The organism is Acidobacterium sp. FHG110202_01, from assembly GCF_059115305.1.
Genome location: NZ_JBZYWJ010000006.1, coordinates 332,515 through 346,471, shown reverse-complemented (window position 1 = coordinate 346,471; position 13,957 = coordinate 332,515). Strand labels below are relative to the sequence as shown.

Here is a 13,957-nt window from a genome sequence, read left to right as displayed (position 1 = left end):
GCACATTCCTTATCCCACCAATCCCGGCAACCATGCAGAATGATGTCGCACCACCGAATATCAAAACAAATATCCAGTCTCTTTCCTTGAGGCAAATTACGCACTCATCGAAAGCGTATAGTCCGAACGCGATAAACAGAAGTGAGAGAATCGTGTATCCGGAGCGCTGTAGCAGATTCAGCGATTCGCCATTCCTAAGCCATCGTTGGTTGAATGTCCCCGATTCCCGCTAGCTTTTCTGAACAGGATCGTAGCTGGCAGGACCGTGCAATTCGTCTCGCCCCCGACGTTCGTCCGAACTGTGCGAACTATTTCTCATTACTGTGCGCATGGACTTTCTCTTTTAATCGACCCGGCAAGCAAATTGAACAATCCACCAAGGTCTTTTGCAAATAAAAAACGCCCCGGTTTCGACCGGGGCGTTTTCACGAAGCTGAGAACAACCTAAGCGCGCTCGATTTCCTTCAAGCGAGCAGCCTTGCCGCGAAGACCGCGGAGATAGAAGAGCTTGGCGCGGCGGACACGGGCCGAGCGGACTTTCTCGACCTTATCGATGACCTTCGAGTTGAAAGGGAAGATACGCTCAACGCCCTGGCCGAAGCTCATCTTGCGGACGGTGAAGGTGCCCTGGGGGCCATTCTTGCGGGCAATCACAATGCCCTCAAATGCCTGGAGGCGTTCTTTATCGCCTTCCTTGATCTTGACCTGCACGCGCACCGTGTCGCCGGGCACGAAAGGGGGCAGGTCCGTGCGGTTCAGCTTTTCGGCAAGGCGCTGCATGACGGGATGGATAGACATAGTTCTTTCCTGCAGTTGAATTCAGAACTTTTAGTTTACACGAAAACGTAAGGATTTGCAGGGCTTCGATATCGTTTTATGCGACCTGTCCTCTAACGGAAAATAGGAATAGCTGCCTCTTCCTTGCCAAATCAAACCTCACCATTGCACCCCTGGATACAAGCTCGGAATACGAGATGCCCGGTACAGGGGTGCTCCGACAGTCTGCATGTGCCAGACTGTTTGTGGAGCGCTTTCCGGAGTTACTTCAAATACCTGACCTAGCGCGCAGAGATCATATTCCACATCATTATTTGCGAGTTGTTCTGCATTGCCGCCAAAATTGCTGTAGAGACTGGCTGGCAATACCTGATGGAAAGTAAGGGTCGCAGTTTTTGCACCCTCGTCAATCTGCCACACTGGAACCGTCGTATAACATGCAGGAGCTCCACTTGTACCGCAGGTGTTGCCCGTGGGAAAGATCCTGTCGTCACCGTTATCCATTAAGCCAAGTGAGAATACACCGCTGGTATTCGAGCTGAAGAACGATGGAGCGTGCTGGGCATATTGCCAGTCGGTTGGATCTGTGCCTCCCTGAAGGGTAAAGTCTCCGCCTTCCCCCAAATGCCACAGAATACTGCCGTCCCCTGTGCCATCTGCATAATTGACCTTGACAACCCAGTTCTGGTGCCTCATGGAAACCAGAATATTGCCGTCATCTTTTGAGTAGACTATGGCGTTTGTATGCGTCCAGTCAGGAAACATCATCGGATGGCGGTTTGGGTCCAGATGATTGAATTCATTCCATGCCCATACCGGTTTCAGATTCTGGTCCAGGTCCACAATCACATCGCCGAGCACGGTAGTTGCAGAAGTATTGGTGAGAGGAGGCGTGCTTGTGCTGGACAGCGCCATGGTTGTATTGGCCAGCACCAGCCAATGACCGTTTGGCAGAGGCTCTACATCATGATGGAAGGTATCGACCGTCACATGGCACTCAGTACAGGTAGCGTTCGCAAGTTCTACATTCAGGTCGTCGATTGTAATTTCACGTACGGTATCTCCTGCGAGATTGACTTCACGCATCTCGTTGATTGTCCCTCCAGGAAGTGCTCCATTCAGGGGATTGCTTGAATTTGCCCCGATGGTCATCAGGAAATCCCCATTGGGCAGCATTTTTACGCCGTCAATAAAGTTTAAAGATGCATTGCCGGGGTCAGCATACGTCCACAATATGTTGCCCGCAAGATCGGTCACTACTACTCCTGTCGCATTACCGTTCAGAGGGTTCAGCAGCTCCAGTCCCGGTTGCGGTGTCATCCCTGCTGTCGTTGTTGCTGTCACACTCAACCGCATATTTGCCGGCACAGCTCCCGTTGTGAAGGTATGGTCGCTGTCCTGTGCCGTAATGCCGTTGTCAAACTCTATTGCAGCCTGTATGTGATACGCGGTGCTGGCGCGCATGCCCGCTACATAAATGCTCACAGTGCCGCCGGCCTTGGATGTTGACTGGCTCCATGTGCTCAGGCCGTAGTTAGTATCTGTCCCGAAATTGACTTTCACACTGCCCGGAAAAGGCAGTGTCATGGTGTAGAGCGCGACCTGAGGATTATCGGTAGCTGTTACCTGTCCGGCAGACAAAGTCGAGGAAGTTCCTGTAATCGCGACCGTCAGCGGAGTTCCCGCGGACACATTGCTGAAGCCCATGTTCAATGTAGCGTTCTGTGTTGCAGGCGCAGAAGCTATTGTAGGTGTGTACTTGACGATAACATCGCAATTGGCACCCGCTGCCAGTTGTTGGCCGCATGACGTGCTTGAGTCAATGGCATAGCTCGCATCTCCGCTCAGCGCAGGGCTCATGGTCAGCGTAGATTGGCCTGTATTGGTGACCGTTACAACTGTTTTGCTGAGAGGATTGTTCACTAGGTTATTCCCGAAATCGAAAGCCGTCGTGCTCAACGAAGCAGCCGTCACCGGTGCGGTAACGGTTAAAGCTGCGGTCGCATCATGTGTGAGCGTGCCCGAAGTTCCTTTAAATGAGATGTTGGCTGTGCCGGCTGCGGCGCTTGCGTCCGCCGCTATACTTATCTGTCCCTGTGAGCCCGGTTTGAGGGACAGGCTCGATGGTGTTGCTGTTATCCCCGTGGGAAGTGACCCGGCTGTCACAGTAACATCCCCGCTGAAGCCGTTCACCGCCGTAACCACAACTGAGATTGTCTGTGCAGCGCTGCCCGGAACTACTGTGATTGTTGATGGAGCGGCTATGACAGAAAAATCAGCTTGACCTTGGGGCTGAGTCGATGTCTGGCTCGGGGTTTCATTATGATTCCCGCCGCCGCAACCAGTAAGAGCAGAAGCCAAAAGAAGGACACCGAAGGAAAGAGCATGCTTCATCACGCCTCCAGGTACATCCAACTCAAAATTGGTACATCAGACCCGAAGGACGAGAGCCTTTTGTAGAAATAGGCTGTTCCGACGGGGATCTTCGGCAGGGAACTTCTTTCTGCCCTCAAAGCCCGAAATTCTACGCGCTTATTGGGTATGTAGAAAATCCTTTTTTAGAGGGGAATGTAAAGTTTTTACTTCAATTGAGCCAGGAATTCCTGATCTTCTTTGGTCAGCGGAGCGTTTTCTAACAGATCAGGTCGGTTCCGCCATGTCTTCTCAAGCGCTCGTTCCCGCCGCCACCGGCGAATCTGGTCATGGTTGCCGCCGGACAAAACTTCCGGCACCGACAGTCCGCGAAACTCTGCCGGCCGCGTGTAGTGCGGATAATCCAGCAACCCTCCAGCCCCATGCGTCGAGCGCGGCGGCCCATCCTCATTTTCCGGAAAGTGGGCATCAGGCTGCCCGAAGCTCTCATAGGCGCTTGAAGCCTCATTCCCCAGCACTCCCGGAATCAGCCGCATCGTGGCATCGAGGATCACGGCAGCCGCCAGCTCTCCACCAGAAAGAACATAATCTCCGATCGAAAGCTCGCGGTCGCAGAAGAGCTCATTCACACGCTCATCCACACCCTCATAGCGCCCGCAAACCAGAACAACGTGCTCCAGCACTGCCAGCTCCCGCGCCGTGGACTGGGTAAACCTGGCCCCTTGCGCCGAAAGCAGAATGACCGTCTCTCTAGAGAGATCGCGCTCCGTCCTTAGCCCGACACCCAGCGATTCAATGGCCTCAGCCAGTGGCTCAGGCTTCAGCACCATGCCTTCACCGCCGCCGAAAGGACGGTCATCCACCGTGCGATGCCTGTCATGCGCAAAATCCCGAAGATTGTGCATCTCGATGCGCAGCAACCCGCCGGCAATACCGCGTTTAAGCACGCCATGACCGAGGATGCCCGAAAAGAAATCCGGAAAGATAGTGACGATGTCAAAATGCATGGAGCCTGTCTCTTCAGAGTACACAGAGCGCGTGGGGCTGGAATTAGTTTTAGTGATTACTAATGAATTGTCATCCCGACCGGAGCCGAAGGCGGAGGGACCCGCAGTTTGCTTCCGGCTACACTAAACGATTCTATATACAGTCGCAAAACCCAGAAGCTCTACTCGCGATCAGCATTGATATCAAGCAGCCCCTCCGGCAGTGACATCTCGATGCGCCGATGTTCCAGATCCATCTTCCGCAGATAGGCCTTCACAAAGGGAACAAGCAGCTCTTCATTGCTCTCAGCCGGCTTCAGCACTAGCAGGGAAGTGCCGGCACTCTCACGGTCCACCGCAACAATCTCGCCAACGGAACGCGGTTCGCCGCCACCCACATCCACCACGCAGCATCCGATAAGGTCCGAAATATAAACCGAATCCTCATCGAGCGGCGCGCGTTGTTCCCGCGGAATGGCAACATCCAGCCCGCGCAACGCCTCAGCATCCGAGATCGTCTCGATCCCGGAAAACTTCAGAACCACGCGGCCTTTATGCAGCCAATGGCCTTCAAGAGTCACAGACCGCAGCAGTTCACCCGCGTCATCGAGCAGCGCCAGTTCGCGCCGTTCGCCGAAGCGTTCCGGAAAATCCGTGAGGATCTCTGCAAGTATCTCGCCCTGGCGTCCTTGCGGACGGACGAGATGCGCAATCACGATCCACTGCGGTTCGTTGTGCATTCAGGGGGAGCGAGAAAAAGACTTACTCGCCGGGGGTTAATTGCACCTTGTGTTCTTCCAGAATGTCGAGCGTGTAGCGGTGATGGTGTTTCATGCTGACCGCGCCCAGGATCGTACGCATCGAACGGGCCGTACGTCCCTGTTTGCCGATCACCTTGCCTACATCCGTCGGAGCCACACGGAGCTTCAGCACCGTGCTCTCATCCCGCTCCACTGCTTCTACAATTACAGCACCTGGGTCATCCACCAGAGCCTTCGCGATCTCGGTGACTAGTTCCTGCATATTGTCTGGCTTCTGTTCTAACATCATCGTTCTGCCCCCACCTTCGAGAACCAGCTGTCTCAAGGGCTGGCTCATACTAACAGTTCACTGTGAGGGAGGACAGTGCTTTCTAGTGTCTCAATTTCGTATTACTTCCGGCACTTCAAGCAGATAACCCATCTTTAAAGTTGGGAGAGAAGCCGGACAACAACCCGGCACCAGAAGCTAAGCCGCAGCTGTTGTCTTCAAAAGACGCTGCACCGTGTCGGAGAGTTGCGCGCCCTTGCCCGTCCAGTAGTCAATGCGCTCGCGCTTCAGGTCAACGGTTGCCGGAGTGGTACGAGGATTGTAGGTACCAACCACTTCCACTGAGCGACCATTGCGGGCGCGATCCTTCTCAATCACTACCACACGGTAATAAGGCTGCTTGCGGGCGCCAAAACGCGCCAGACGAATCATCAGCACAGGTAAATCTTCCTTTCAATCCTGGTTCTGTTTTTTGGGGAGATGTTTCTGAAGCGGCCGTGATAAGACACAGGCGCACACAACACCCAACGCCTTAGTATAGCAGGGATTTCAAAAAATGATCCTTCGACCAATTGTCATCCCCGCCGGAGCAATTGCAGGTTGTCATTCTGAGCGCAGTCGAAGAACCTGCAGTTTCTTTCCGCCTGCACGAATTCCTGATACGACAAGTCAATTCAGTTCATCAGGCCCCTCTGCATGCTTCAGCGTCCCTTCCACATCCACTGGCGGTAGATTTTTCATCTACCGCGTAAGAATCTCGCCGCAGAAAAGCAAAAATTTCCTCGCCTTGGACACGCTGATGCTGAATCTCCGCAAGTCGCAAGTTTTCTTCTGTTTGTAACATTCCTGTGAAGCAACAACTATGCTTTCCAATTTACTAAGGGACTGCCGGAAAACATATTTCCCCGGTATGGAGGATTACCATGCAAAAGCTTGTTGCCAGTTCGCTGGCAGCCTTGCTGGTCTCTGGCCAGTTGATTGCCCCAGCCGCTGCAAGTGCTCAGCGGGACAATGACACCGCGACGCCCATCAAGCACCTCGTTGTGATCTTTGGTGAAAACATCTCCTTCGATCACTACTTCGGAACCTACCCCAATGCCGTCAATCCGCCGCTCGGCCCACATTTCTATGCCGCGCCCAACACGCCGACCGTAAACGGACTGAACAGCGCTCTGCTCAACAACAATCCGAATTTTCTGAATACGACGCTCAATGGCGGCGGAGCTGCCAACCCCTTCCGTCTGGACCGCAAGCAGGTCGCTACCGCTGACCAGGACCACGACTACACGCCGGAACAGCAGGCCTTCCACGGTGGCCTGATGGATGGCTTCCCTGCCTACACCGGAACCCCTGGACCTCCGCCTACCGGGCAGACAACCAACGGTCTCGTCATGGGCTACTATGACGGCAACACCGTCACCGCTCTGTGGAACTATGCGCAGCGCTATGCCATGAGCGACAACTCGTATGACACCAATTTCGGTCCTTCGACTCCTGGTGCCATCAACCTCATCTCCGGCCAGACCAACGGCATTACCGACCAGAGCAATGCTACTGGCGACGTCATTGAAGACGGCAACGGCGGCTACACGCTCATCAGCGACGCCGATCCGGTGGGCGATGTCTGCTCCACCACCACAGGTGCTCTCGTACAGTTCGGCGGCCAGAACGTCGGCGACCTGCTCAACGCCAAGGGCATCACCTGGGGATTCTTCGAAGGCGGCTTCGATCTCACCGAGAAGAACCCGAACGGCACCACCGGCTGCAGCCGCTCCCATACCTCCGGCTACACCAACAGCGCCAAGGCCGACTATATCCCGCACCACCAGCCCTTCCAGTACTACAAGACGACTGCCAATCCGAAGCACCTGCGGCCCTCTGCAGTGTCCATGATTGGAAAGACCGATCAGGCAAACCACCAGTACGATACCAACGACTTCTTTACCGCTGTGCGCGCCGGCAACATGCCTGCCGTGAGCTATCTGAAGGCCCCTGGCTATCAGGACGCCCACGCTGGGTACTCTGACCCGCTCGACGAGCAGACCTTCGTCGTTTCGGTTATCAACTTCCTTCAGACTCGTCCCGAGTGGAACTCCACCGCCGTTGTCATCGCCTATGACGACTCCGACGGCTGGTATGACCACCAGATGAGCCCCATCGTCAACCAGTCAACCACCGCCGCCGATGCCCTCACCGCTTCTGGCCAGTGCGGCAACGGCACCGATACAGCTCTGCCCGGCCTCACCGCGGCACATGCGCAGGGACGCTGCGGCTATGGCCCGCGCCTCCCGTTGCTCGTGATCTCGCCCTGGGCAAAGCACAACTATGTTGACCACACCACCACGGATCAGACCTCGATCCTGAAGTTCGTGGAAGACAACTGGCTTGCCGGAGAGCGCATTCAGGGCTCCTTCGACACGCTGGCTGGCACTCTGAACGGTATGTTCAATTTCAATTCCCGCTTACCTTCAAACGCCGGCCTCTATATCCTCGACGAGACCTCCGGCGAGGTGCTCCACGGCGGCGGCTTATACTAACCAGGCGCAAGCCGTCACGAAAATATGGGGATGGCTTCGCGCCATCCCCACGTTTTTTATGTCGAGAAGACTCATTCCAGTCGGGCGAGGCTGGGTGGCCCATTCAAGCCTTCATTTGGCTTGAGTGGGATAGCACGAAAGCTAGGGCGTAGGCTGTCTGACGGATAGGGTTTTCGGTAGAAGCACCGGCCTTTAGGCCGGTGAAAGAGGATCGAAAACATAGGGGCTTTGGCCCCGGACAGCATGCGAATCGATTCCTTAGCGGTTTTCTTGGCGTCCTTCGCGCCTTGGCGGTAGATTTTCTTTTAAGCAAATAGCAAGAGGAATAAGTTTGATCACACGTAGAAGTTTCCTGGCCATGAGCGGCAGTTTCTCGCTGGCTCACATGCTCCCCGCGCCTCCGGATGCCCAACAGCTCGACCCATCCACGTTGCACCCATATGTTGACCCGCTACCCATCCCCGTAATCGCGAAACCAGCAGGCACGCGCCAGCACCCTGAAGACACAAAGCAGCAGATCCCGTACTATCGCATCCCCATGCACGAAGCGATGATCAAAGTTCATCGCGACCTCCCGCCCACGCGCATGTGGACCCTCGGCGGCAGCTTTCCTGGCCCCACTTTCGAAGCGCCCATTGCTCAGGGAATGATCGTCGAGTGGGCCAACCAGCTACCCGCGCGCCATCTGCTGCCCATCGACCACGCGCTCCACGGAGCAGAAGCGAGCCTGCCCGAGGTCCGCGCCGTCATCCATCTCCACGGAGGCCGCACGCCCGCAGCCAGCGACGGATACCCCGAAGACTGGACCGTTCCCGGCAAGTCACAGACCTGCTTTTACCCATCAAAGCAGCACGCCGCCATGCTTTTCTACCACGACCACACCATGGGCATAAACCGGCTGAACACCTATGCCGGCATGCTGGGCATGGTTCTCCTCCGTGATGACCGCGAGAATCCTCTCACGCTTCCGAGAGGCAAGTATGAAATCCCCTTGATGATCTGCGACCGCATGCTCAGGACCGACGGTCAGCTCGAATACCCCGTCTCGGAAAAGAAAGGCCAGGTCTGGGTGCCCGAGGTCTTCGGCAACGCCATCCTCGCCAACGGAAAACTCCTGCCCTATCTCGAAGTCGAGCCGCGCCTCTATCGGTTTCGGGTAATGAACGGATCAAACGGCCGCTTCTTCCGCTTCTCGCTTGAGAACAGCGCCGAGTTCTATCAGATCGGCTCCGACCAGGGCTTGCTCGTCGAGCCGGTCAAACTGAAACGCATCACCATGGCCCCGGCAGAGCGCGCCGACCTGCTCATCGACTTTAGTTCAATGGCCGGGCAGAATGTCGAGTTCGTGAGCGACAGCTTTTCCATTCTGCAATTCAGGGTAGGGAAGTCATCTGCCGGCGAGCGCGGCGCCGTCCCCGAGCAGCTGTACCAGTTCGAGCGCCTCGCCGAGTCCAGCGCCGTAAAAACCCGCCGCCTCACGCTCGACGAAGAGATGGACGACATCCAGCGCTCCATGCGCATGCTCCTGAACAACACCCCCTGGCACGCTCCGGTGAGCGAAAAGCCCGTGCTCAATACCACCGAAATCTGGGAGCTGGTCAATCTTACCGACGACTCGCATCCCATCCACCTGCACCTCGTCCGCTTTCAGGTCCTCGACCGCCGCCGCTTCGAAGTCTTCCACTACCAGCAGACGAACGAGCTGCGCTTCACCGGCCCCATCGTCCCGCCCGACCCCAACGAAAGAGGCTGGAAGGACACAGTACGCGCCGACCCGGGAATGGTCACCCGCATCATCGTCCCCTTCGAAGGCTACACAGGCCGCTACGTCTGGCACTGCCACGTCCTCGAACACGAAGACAACGAAATGATGCGCCCCTTCGAAGTAGTAGAGAAATAGCTCTATTTGGATGTGGTGAAGATACAGGTCTATCTAAAAATTGTTTATGTGAGCGCTTCACCCACAAGTCGTCATTGACGTTGTCACAGAAGTAGCGCTCCCCACAAAATTGTCATCCTGAGCAAAGTGACCGAAGGGAACGGAGTCGAATCGTTGCGAAGCAGCGACCGCTTTTTCGCATTGGCAGTCATCACATGGGTGCCCCAGGTTCGCGAAGCTAACCTGGGAGTTTTGCAGGATGGCAGGTGCCTCATCCCTTTCATCGGCAGTTCAACGGGGAGGGTGGTGGTCTGAGCCAGGAGAACCAAGCAGAGGCTCAAAAGAGCCTCCAGCCTGCTGAATAAGAGATTCTACGACTTCCAGGTCAGTTCTCATTGTTCTTGAGGATCATTAGAGCGCTTTCCCAGATTGATCCGCCTCGATACGGGCCGTCCCCTTCAGCATCGTACTGAGGTTCGTCGAACCAGACCCAGTAAATAGTGTTCGTTCCGAGAGCGCTTTTCTCTTGCCGGGTGAGTTCTCAGTCCCATGGTTCAGAAATGGCGGTAACCGCGTCTGGCGGTTTCGAAATCGTGCCGGTTGCACCTCGAGCCCAGAAGAAGTCATCGGAGACCCGCACTCGATCTCCCGCATCAAGCTTGTTGCTTTCCATGTATTTGAGCCCTGTCGCTAATAGTATGCGCCAGATACCCCATTCAAGCCTTCGTTTGGCTTGAGTGGTCAGTTAGCGGAGCCTGCTTCGAGCAGAAAATTCCCTCTGCGTACCTCCGCGAACCTCAGCGTCCTTTGCAGTGAAAGGTTTTTACTGATTCACCCCGGAAGCCAGAAACCCGCCATCCACCACTAGCACCTGCCCGGTGACATAAGAAGCCGCATCCGAAGCAAGATAAATCGCCGCCCCGACCACCTCTTCTGTCTTCCCGAACCGCCCCATAGGAGTCCGCATCAGCAGCTCCTTGCCTCGCGGAGTGCTGTCCAGCAGCTGTGCATTGAGCGCCGTCCGGAAGACCCCGGGAGCAATCGCATTCACCAGCACGCCATTTTTCGACCACTCCACGGCCAGCGACCGGGTAAGCGAGGCCACCGCCGCCTTGCTCGCCGCATAAGCCGCAACTTCTGAGAGCGCAACAAAAGTATTGAGCGAAGCAATATTGACGATCCGCCCATAGCCGCGCTCAAGCATGTGCTTGCCGAAGATCTGGCAGGAGCGGAGAGTCCCCGTAAGGTTCACATCGATGATGCTCTGCCACTCATCCTCAGGAAAGGTAAGCGTAGGCGCGCGCTTGATCTTGCCGGCGCAGTTGATGAGGATATCGACCTTGCCGAAGTGCTCAAGCGTCTGTGCCAGCAGGTTTTCGAGCGAAGCCCGGTCGCTCACATCAGAAGAGACGCGCAGCGTTCGCCTGCCCCGCGCTTCAATCTCGGCGGCAGTCTCGTCGACCTGCTCCTTGCGCCGTGCCGAAGCAACAACATCCGCGCCCGCCTCAGCAAGTCCGATACTGAGCGCACGCCCAATCCCCGACGTGCCGCCAACAATGACAGCAATTTTCCCTTCAAGACTAAGAGGATGACCCATTCGTATTCCTATGATTTAGTGTTGTCATCCTGAGCGAAGCGAAGGATCTGCTTTTTCGCTCTCCTCAGGATAGAACTGCAATCAGAACTGGTTAGCCCTTCACCTGGGCATGACCAACCGCAGCACCGGCCTCTTCTGAAGTCACCCCAAGAAACACAGGCCCAATATGCCGCACAAAAAGATTCTCGGTAACATTCCGCCCCACAACCGCCTCATTCGCCTCCAGCAGATCAAGATAACGGTCGCCCATCTTCGCCGCAATCTTGAACCCGACATGCAGCAGCTGCCGCAGGCTGCTGTTATAAGCAGGCGAATTAGGATCATGGCGCAGCGCCGAAGTGTACTGATCGGACGACCACCCCGCCACTTCCTCCGGCGATGGCAGCTTCTTCGGATCGATATCGATCACCGTCGCATAAGGCCCGCACAGCTCTTCACGATGATCGTAGGCCTGGGCATAGATTTCCTTGGCCAACGCCAGCCCGTCGCCGCCCGCTTCCGCCAGTCCGATCAATTCTTCGAGCCACGTCGTGCCCGCGGTCTTGAGGTGCACGCCGGCATTAAATCTGCGGATGGTCTTATGAATCGCGGCATAGATGGAAAACTTATCGCTGCCCGAGTGCACACTGAGCTTCAGGTCCTTCGGCAGTCCGTAATGCTTCACCGAATGAGCAATTGCCGCCACATCGAGAGCAAATTCCTTCTCGAATTGCGCCACATCGCCTACATAATCGACACCCTTGTTAAACCGTCCGCTGAATTTCGGAGCAATCGTCTGTAGCGGAATCTTCTCATCTGCCGCAGCCGCCAGGATAATCAGCAGTTCTGCAGGAGTCTGCGGCGAATCCGTCTCGTCCATCGAAACTTCTGTGATGAAATTGCCCTCACCCTTGTGTGCCGCAATCTTCTGGTAAATCACTGCCGCCTGCTGCACCGCAGCAAGAAACTGGTTCGCCACCTTCTCCAGAAACTCGCGGGTGATCGTCAGCGGTTCGTCAATGCCATCAATCCTGATCTCGCCCAGGAGCTCCGGATGCCGCTCAATGAATGTCGCAACCGCAGCCGGAGTCGCCGGCGTTCCGATCAGATCGGCAACATCAATGGTGTAGAAATCGCATGCTGGCAGAAAGCGATCGACCGTAGTAAGTCCAATATGGTCTGCATCGCAGAAGTAGGGCTTCGTCCAGCCCAGCGCCTTCACCGCTGCATCCGCCGCGATGCGCGTTGACACAGGTTCCGAGCCAATGATCGTGTGTTCGCGGTTCGACTTGTTCCATACAGGTATGACCTCGACGCCGGCCTTCGCCGCCTGCACGCAGGCCGCCAGCTGCGCCTTGGCCTGATGTACGAACCTGTCGCCTGTTCCGATCGAATACTTCGGCAGGGTGAGAGCGCCCATTCCGCCATGCTCCTTGGATTACGATTTGAACCGGCCGCGATAGGCCCACAGCCCAAGACCGGGATTGGAAATAAAGAAAACCTCTTCGCCATCGACGGTGTTGTAACCGTTCGCCAGCTTTTCCGGATCGTACTTCGCTGTCATCATCGCAAGATCGGCATAGCGGAAACCAACGCTCTCCACTTCTTCCTTGGTGAGCGATCCCGGACAGTAAGTAATGTTGAACCGCCCCTCCGACGACCCATGAATCAGATGCGCCGCTGCGCTCAGGTCAGCAGCAAGCTCCGGATTCTTCTCCACCGCTTCGAGCGTATACGGCGTGCCGCGATATCCATACTTGCGGATCAGCACATCAATCCCCGGATCTTCGCCAAACTCCTTCACTCCGGGAGCAAGCACTATCAATTCGCCTTCATCAGCAAGCGCCATGCGCGTGCGGTAGATTGATTTATTCCCAAGCCAGGTGCTCTTGAACTCATGCGGCTCAAGGTAGACGACGGCCTTCTTGATCGGCTTATCCAGCATCTCGAAATTCACTTGAAGGCTCAGATCGGCCGCGCGAAGAAAGCACTCGACATTGTCCCCAATAAAGAGCCCGCGCACCGCCAGATGCCCCTCAGCATTGCGGCTCACAACCGTGTGCACATAGACAATCGGAATGTTTTTCAGAAACGTATTCGAGGCATAATTCAGCACCTGGCGCACCGGATTATCCGCGCGCCCCATGATGCGTTCCATGCCGTAAACCGCGCCCAGATAGTGGCTGCGGTTGATGCCCTCGCGTCCGCCTGTGCCCACAAGAATGTTCTTGTTGTAATTGGCCATGCCGATCACTTCGTGCGGCACCACCTGGCCAATCGACAGCACAAGATCGAACCCGCCGCCCGAAATCAGCCTGTTCACCTGCGCCGGCCAGGCATAATTCAGCTTGCCTTCTGATTTTTCGCGGATGAAATCCGCCGGAACCTCACCCAGAGTTTCAATGTCTGTCCGCCAGTTGTGCGCGCGAAACAACGAGTGCGGCACTTCGCCGAACATGCGCGTCAGGCTTGCCGGCGACATGGCGGAATGCGTGCCCAGAGCAGGCAGAATCGTCTCCAGCCTCCCACCGTAGTATTCCCACGCGTAACGTGTCAGTTCACCGGCGCGCGAGTGCACCCGTGTCTGATCAGGAGGAACAACAAGCACACGCCTGCGCTCTCCCAGCGCATCCAGCGCTTCAAAGAGCATGGCTTTAAGCTGTTCCGATGTGAATTCAGTCGTGCCGCTTCCGGCGCTGAGGTAAAGGCTCATGAGCTTACGTTTTCAGTGTACGCTGAATTCAAGTGGTATGACCACCCCGAAGAGCGCTTTGGGGTGTGGATCACTTTGATCGTTTTT

Annotated in this window: 11 protein-coding genes; 2 read left to right on the top strand and 9 right to left on the bottom strand. The window is 55.9% G+C overall.

Annotation, left to right across the window (positions count from 1 at the left end; translation table 11 throughout):
* Positions 1-444: 444 nt before the first annotated feature.
* The 6 genes from rplS to rpsP form a co-directional block, all read right to left on the bottom strand.
* Positions 445-798, bottom strand: coding sequence for a 50S ribosomal protein L19 (gene rplS / locus AC5S16_RS15000; RefSeq protein WP_493930890.1), 354 nt, complete (start codon positions 796-798; stop codon positions 445-447).
* Positions 799-936: 138 nt separating this feature from the next.
* The gene (locus AC5S16_RS14995; protein ID WP_493930889.1) at positions 937-3,171 is read right to left on the bottom strand and encodes an aryl-sulfate sulfotransferase; all 2,235 of its coding nucleotides are present in this window, start codon (positions 3,169-3,171) and stop codon (positions 937-939) included.
* Between the two features lie 185 nt (positions 3,172-3,356).
* The gene (trmD, locus tag AC5S16_RS14990) at positions 3,357-4,157 is read right to left on the bottom strand and encodes a tRNA (guanosine(37)-N1)-methyltransferase TrmD (RefSeq protein WP_493930888.1); all 801 of its coding nucleotides are present in this window, start codon (positions 4,155-4,157) and stop codon (positions 3,357-3,359) included.
* Between the two features lie 161 nt (positions 4,158-4,318).
* Positions 4,319-4,852: a ribosome maturation factor RimM gene (rimM, locus tag AC5S16_RS14985; RefSeq protein ID WP_493930887.1), complete on the bottom strand. Its 534-nt coding sequence runs from the start codon at positions 4,850-4,852 to the stop codon at positions 4,319-4,321.
* 46 nt (positions 4,853-4,898) lie between these two features.
* Positions 4,899-5,186, bottom strand: coding sequence for a KH domain-containing protein (locus AC5S16_RS14980; protein ID WP_493930886.1), 288 nt, complete (start codon positions 5,184-5,186; stop codon positions 4,899-4,901).
* A 177-nt stretch (positions 5,187-5,363) separates the two neighbouring features.
* Positions 5,364-5,597, bottom strand: coding sequence for a 30S ribosomal protein S16 (gene rpsP, locus AC5S16_RS14975; RefSeq protein ID WP_493930947.1), 234 nt, complete (start codon positions 5,595-5,597; stop codon positions 5,364-5,366).
* A gap of 491 nt (positions 5,598-6,088) precedes the next feature.
* Between rpsP and AC5S16_RS14970 the strand changes: the two genes are divergently transcribed.
* Together AC5S16_RS14970 and AC5S16_RS14965 are read left to right on the top strand one after the other, a co-directional pair.
* Positions 6,089-7,702 carry a phospholipase C gene (locus tag AC5S16_RS14970; protein WP_493930885.1) on the top strand — a complete coding sequence of 538 codons (1,614 nt, stop codon included), beginning with the start codon at positions 6,089-6,091 and terminating at the stop codon, positions 7,700-7,702.
* Positions 7,703-8,060: 358 nt separating this feature from the next.
* On the top strand, positions 8,061-9,602 hold the full coding sequence (locus tag AC5S16_RS14965; protein WP_493930884.1) for a multicopper oxidase family protein: 1,542 nt from the start codon (positions 8,061-8,063) through the stop codon (positions 9,600-9,602).
* 802 nt (positions 9,603-10,404) lie between these two features.
* Here AC5S16_RS14965 and AC5S16_RS14960 read toward each other — a convergent pair.
* The 3 genes from AC5S16_RS14960 to AC5S16_RS14950 all read right to left on the bottom strand — a co-directional run bounded on the left by AC5S16_RS14960 (position 10,405) and on the right by AC5S16_RS14950 (position 13,870).
* Positions 10,405-11,178, bottom strand: a complete 774-nt coding sequence (locus AC5S16_RS14960; protein WP_493930883.1) for an SDR family NAD(P)-dependent oxidoreductase — start codon at positions 11,176-11,178, stop codon at positions 10,405-10,407.
* 91 nt (positions 11,179-11,269) lie between these two features.
* Positions 11,270-12,577 carry a tagaturonate epimerase family protein gene (locus AC5S16_RS14955; RefSeq protein WP_493930882.1) on the bottom strand — a complete coding sequence of 436 codons (1,308 nt, stop codon included), beginning with the start codon at positions 12,575-12,577 and terminating at the stop codon, positions 11,270-11,272.
* Between the two features lie 18 nt (positions 12,578-12,595).
* Positions 12,596-13,870: a nickel-dependent putative hexonate epimerase gene (locus tag AC5S16_RS14950; RefSeq protein ID WP_493930881.1), complete on the bottom strand. Its 1,275-nt coding sequence runs from the start codon at positions 13,868-13,870 to the stop codon at positions 12,596-12,598.
* Between the last annotated feature and the right edge of the window lie 87 nt (positions 13,871-13,957).

Bases quoted from the DNA above. Each gene is read 5' to 3' on its own strand.
- AC5S16_RS14980 (WP_493930886.1), bottom strand. From the start codon at position 5,186: ATGATGTTAGAACAGAAGCCAGACAATATGCAGGAACTAGTCACCGAG.
- AC5S16_RS14965 (WP_493930884.1), top strand. From the start codon at position 8,061: ATGAGCGGCAGTTTCTCGCTGGCTCACATGCTCCCCGCGCCTCCGGAT.
- AC5S16_RS14995 (WP_493930889.1), bottom strand. From the start codon at position 3,171: ATGAAGCATGCTCTTTCCTTCGGTGTCCTTCTTTTGGCTTCTGCTCTT.
- AC5S16_RS14955 (WP_493930882.1), bottom strand. From the start codon at position 12,577: ATGGGCGCTCTCACCCTGCCGAAGTATTCGATCGGAACAGGCGACAGG.
- AC5S16_RS14970 (WP_493930885.1), top strand. From the start codon at position 6,089: ATGCAAAAGCTTGTTGCCAGTTCGCTGGCAGCCTTGCTGGTCTCTGGC.
- AC5S16_RS14960 (WP_493930883.1), bottom strand. From the start codon at position 11,178: ATGGGTCATCCTCTTAGTCTTGAAGGGAAAATTGCTGTCATTGTTGGC.
- trmD (WP_493930888.1), bottom strand. From the start codon at position 4,157: ATGCATTTTGACATCGTCACTATCTTTCCGGATTTCTTTTCGGGCATC.
- rplS (WP_493930890.1), bottom strand. From the start codon at position 798: ATGTCTATCCATCCCGTCATGCAGCGCCTTGCCGAAAAGCTGAACCGC.
- AC5S16_RS14950 (WP_493930881.1), bottom strand. From the start codon at position 13,870: ATGAGCCTTTACCTCAGCGCCGGAAGCGGCACGACTGAATTCACATCG.
- rpsP (WP_493930947.1), bottom strand. From the start codon at position 5,597: ATGATTCGTCTGGCGCGTTTTGGCGCCCGCAAGCAGCCTTATTACCGT.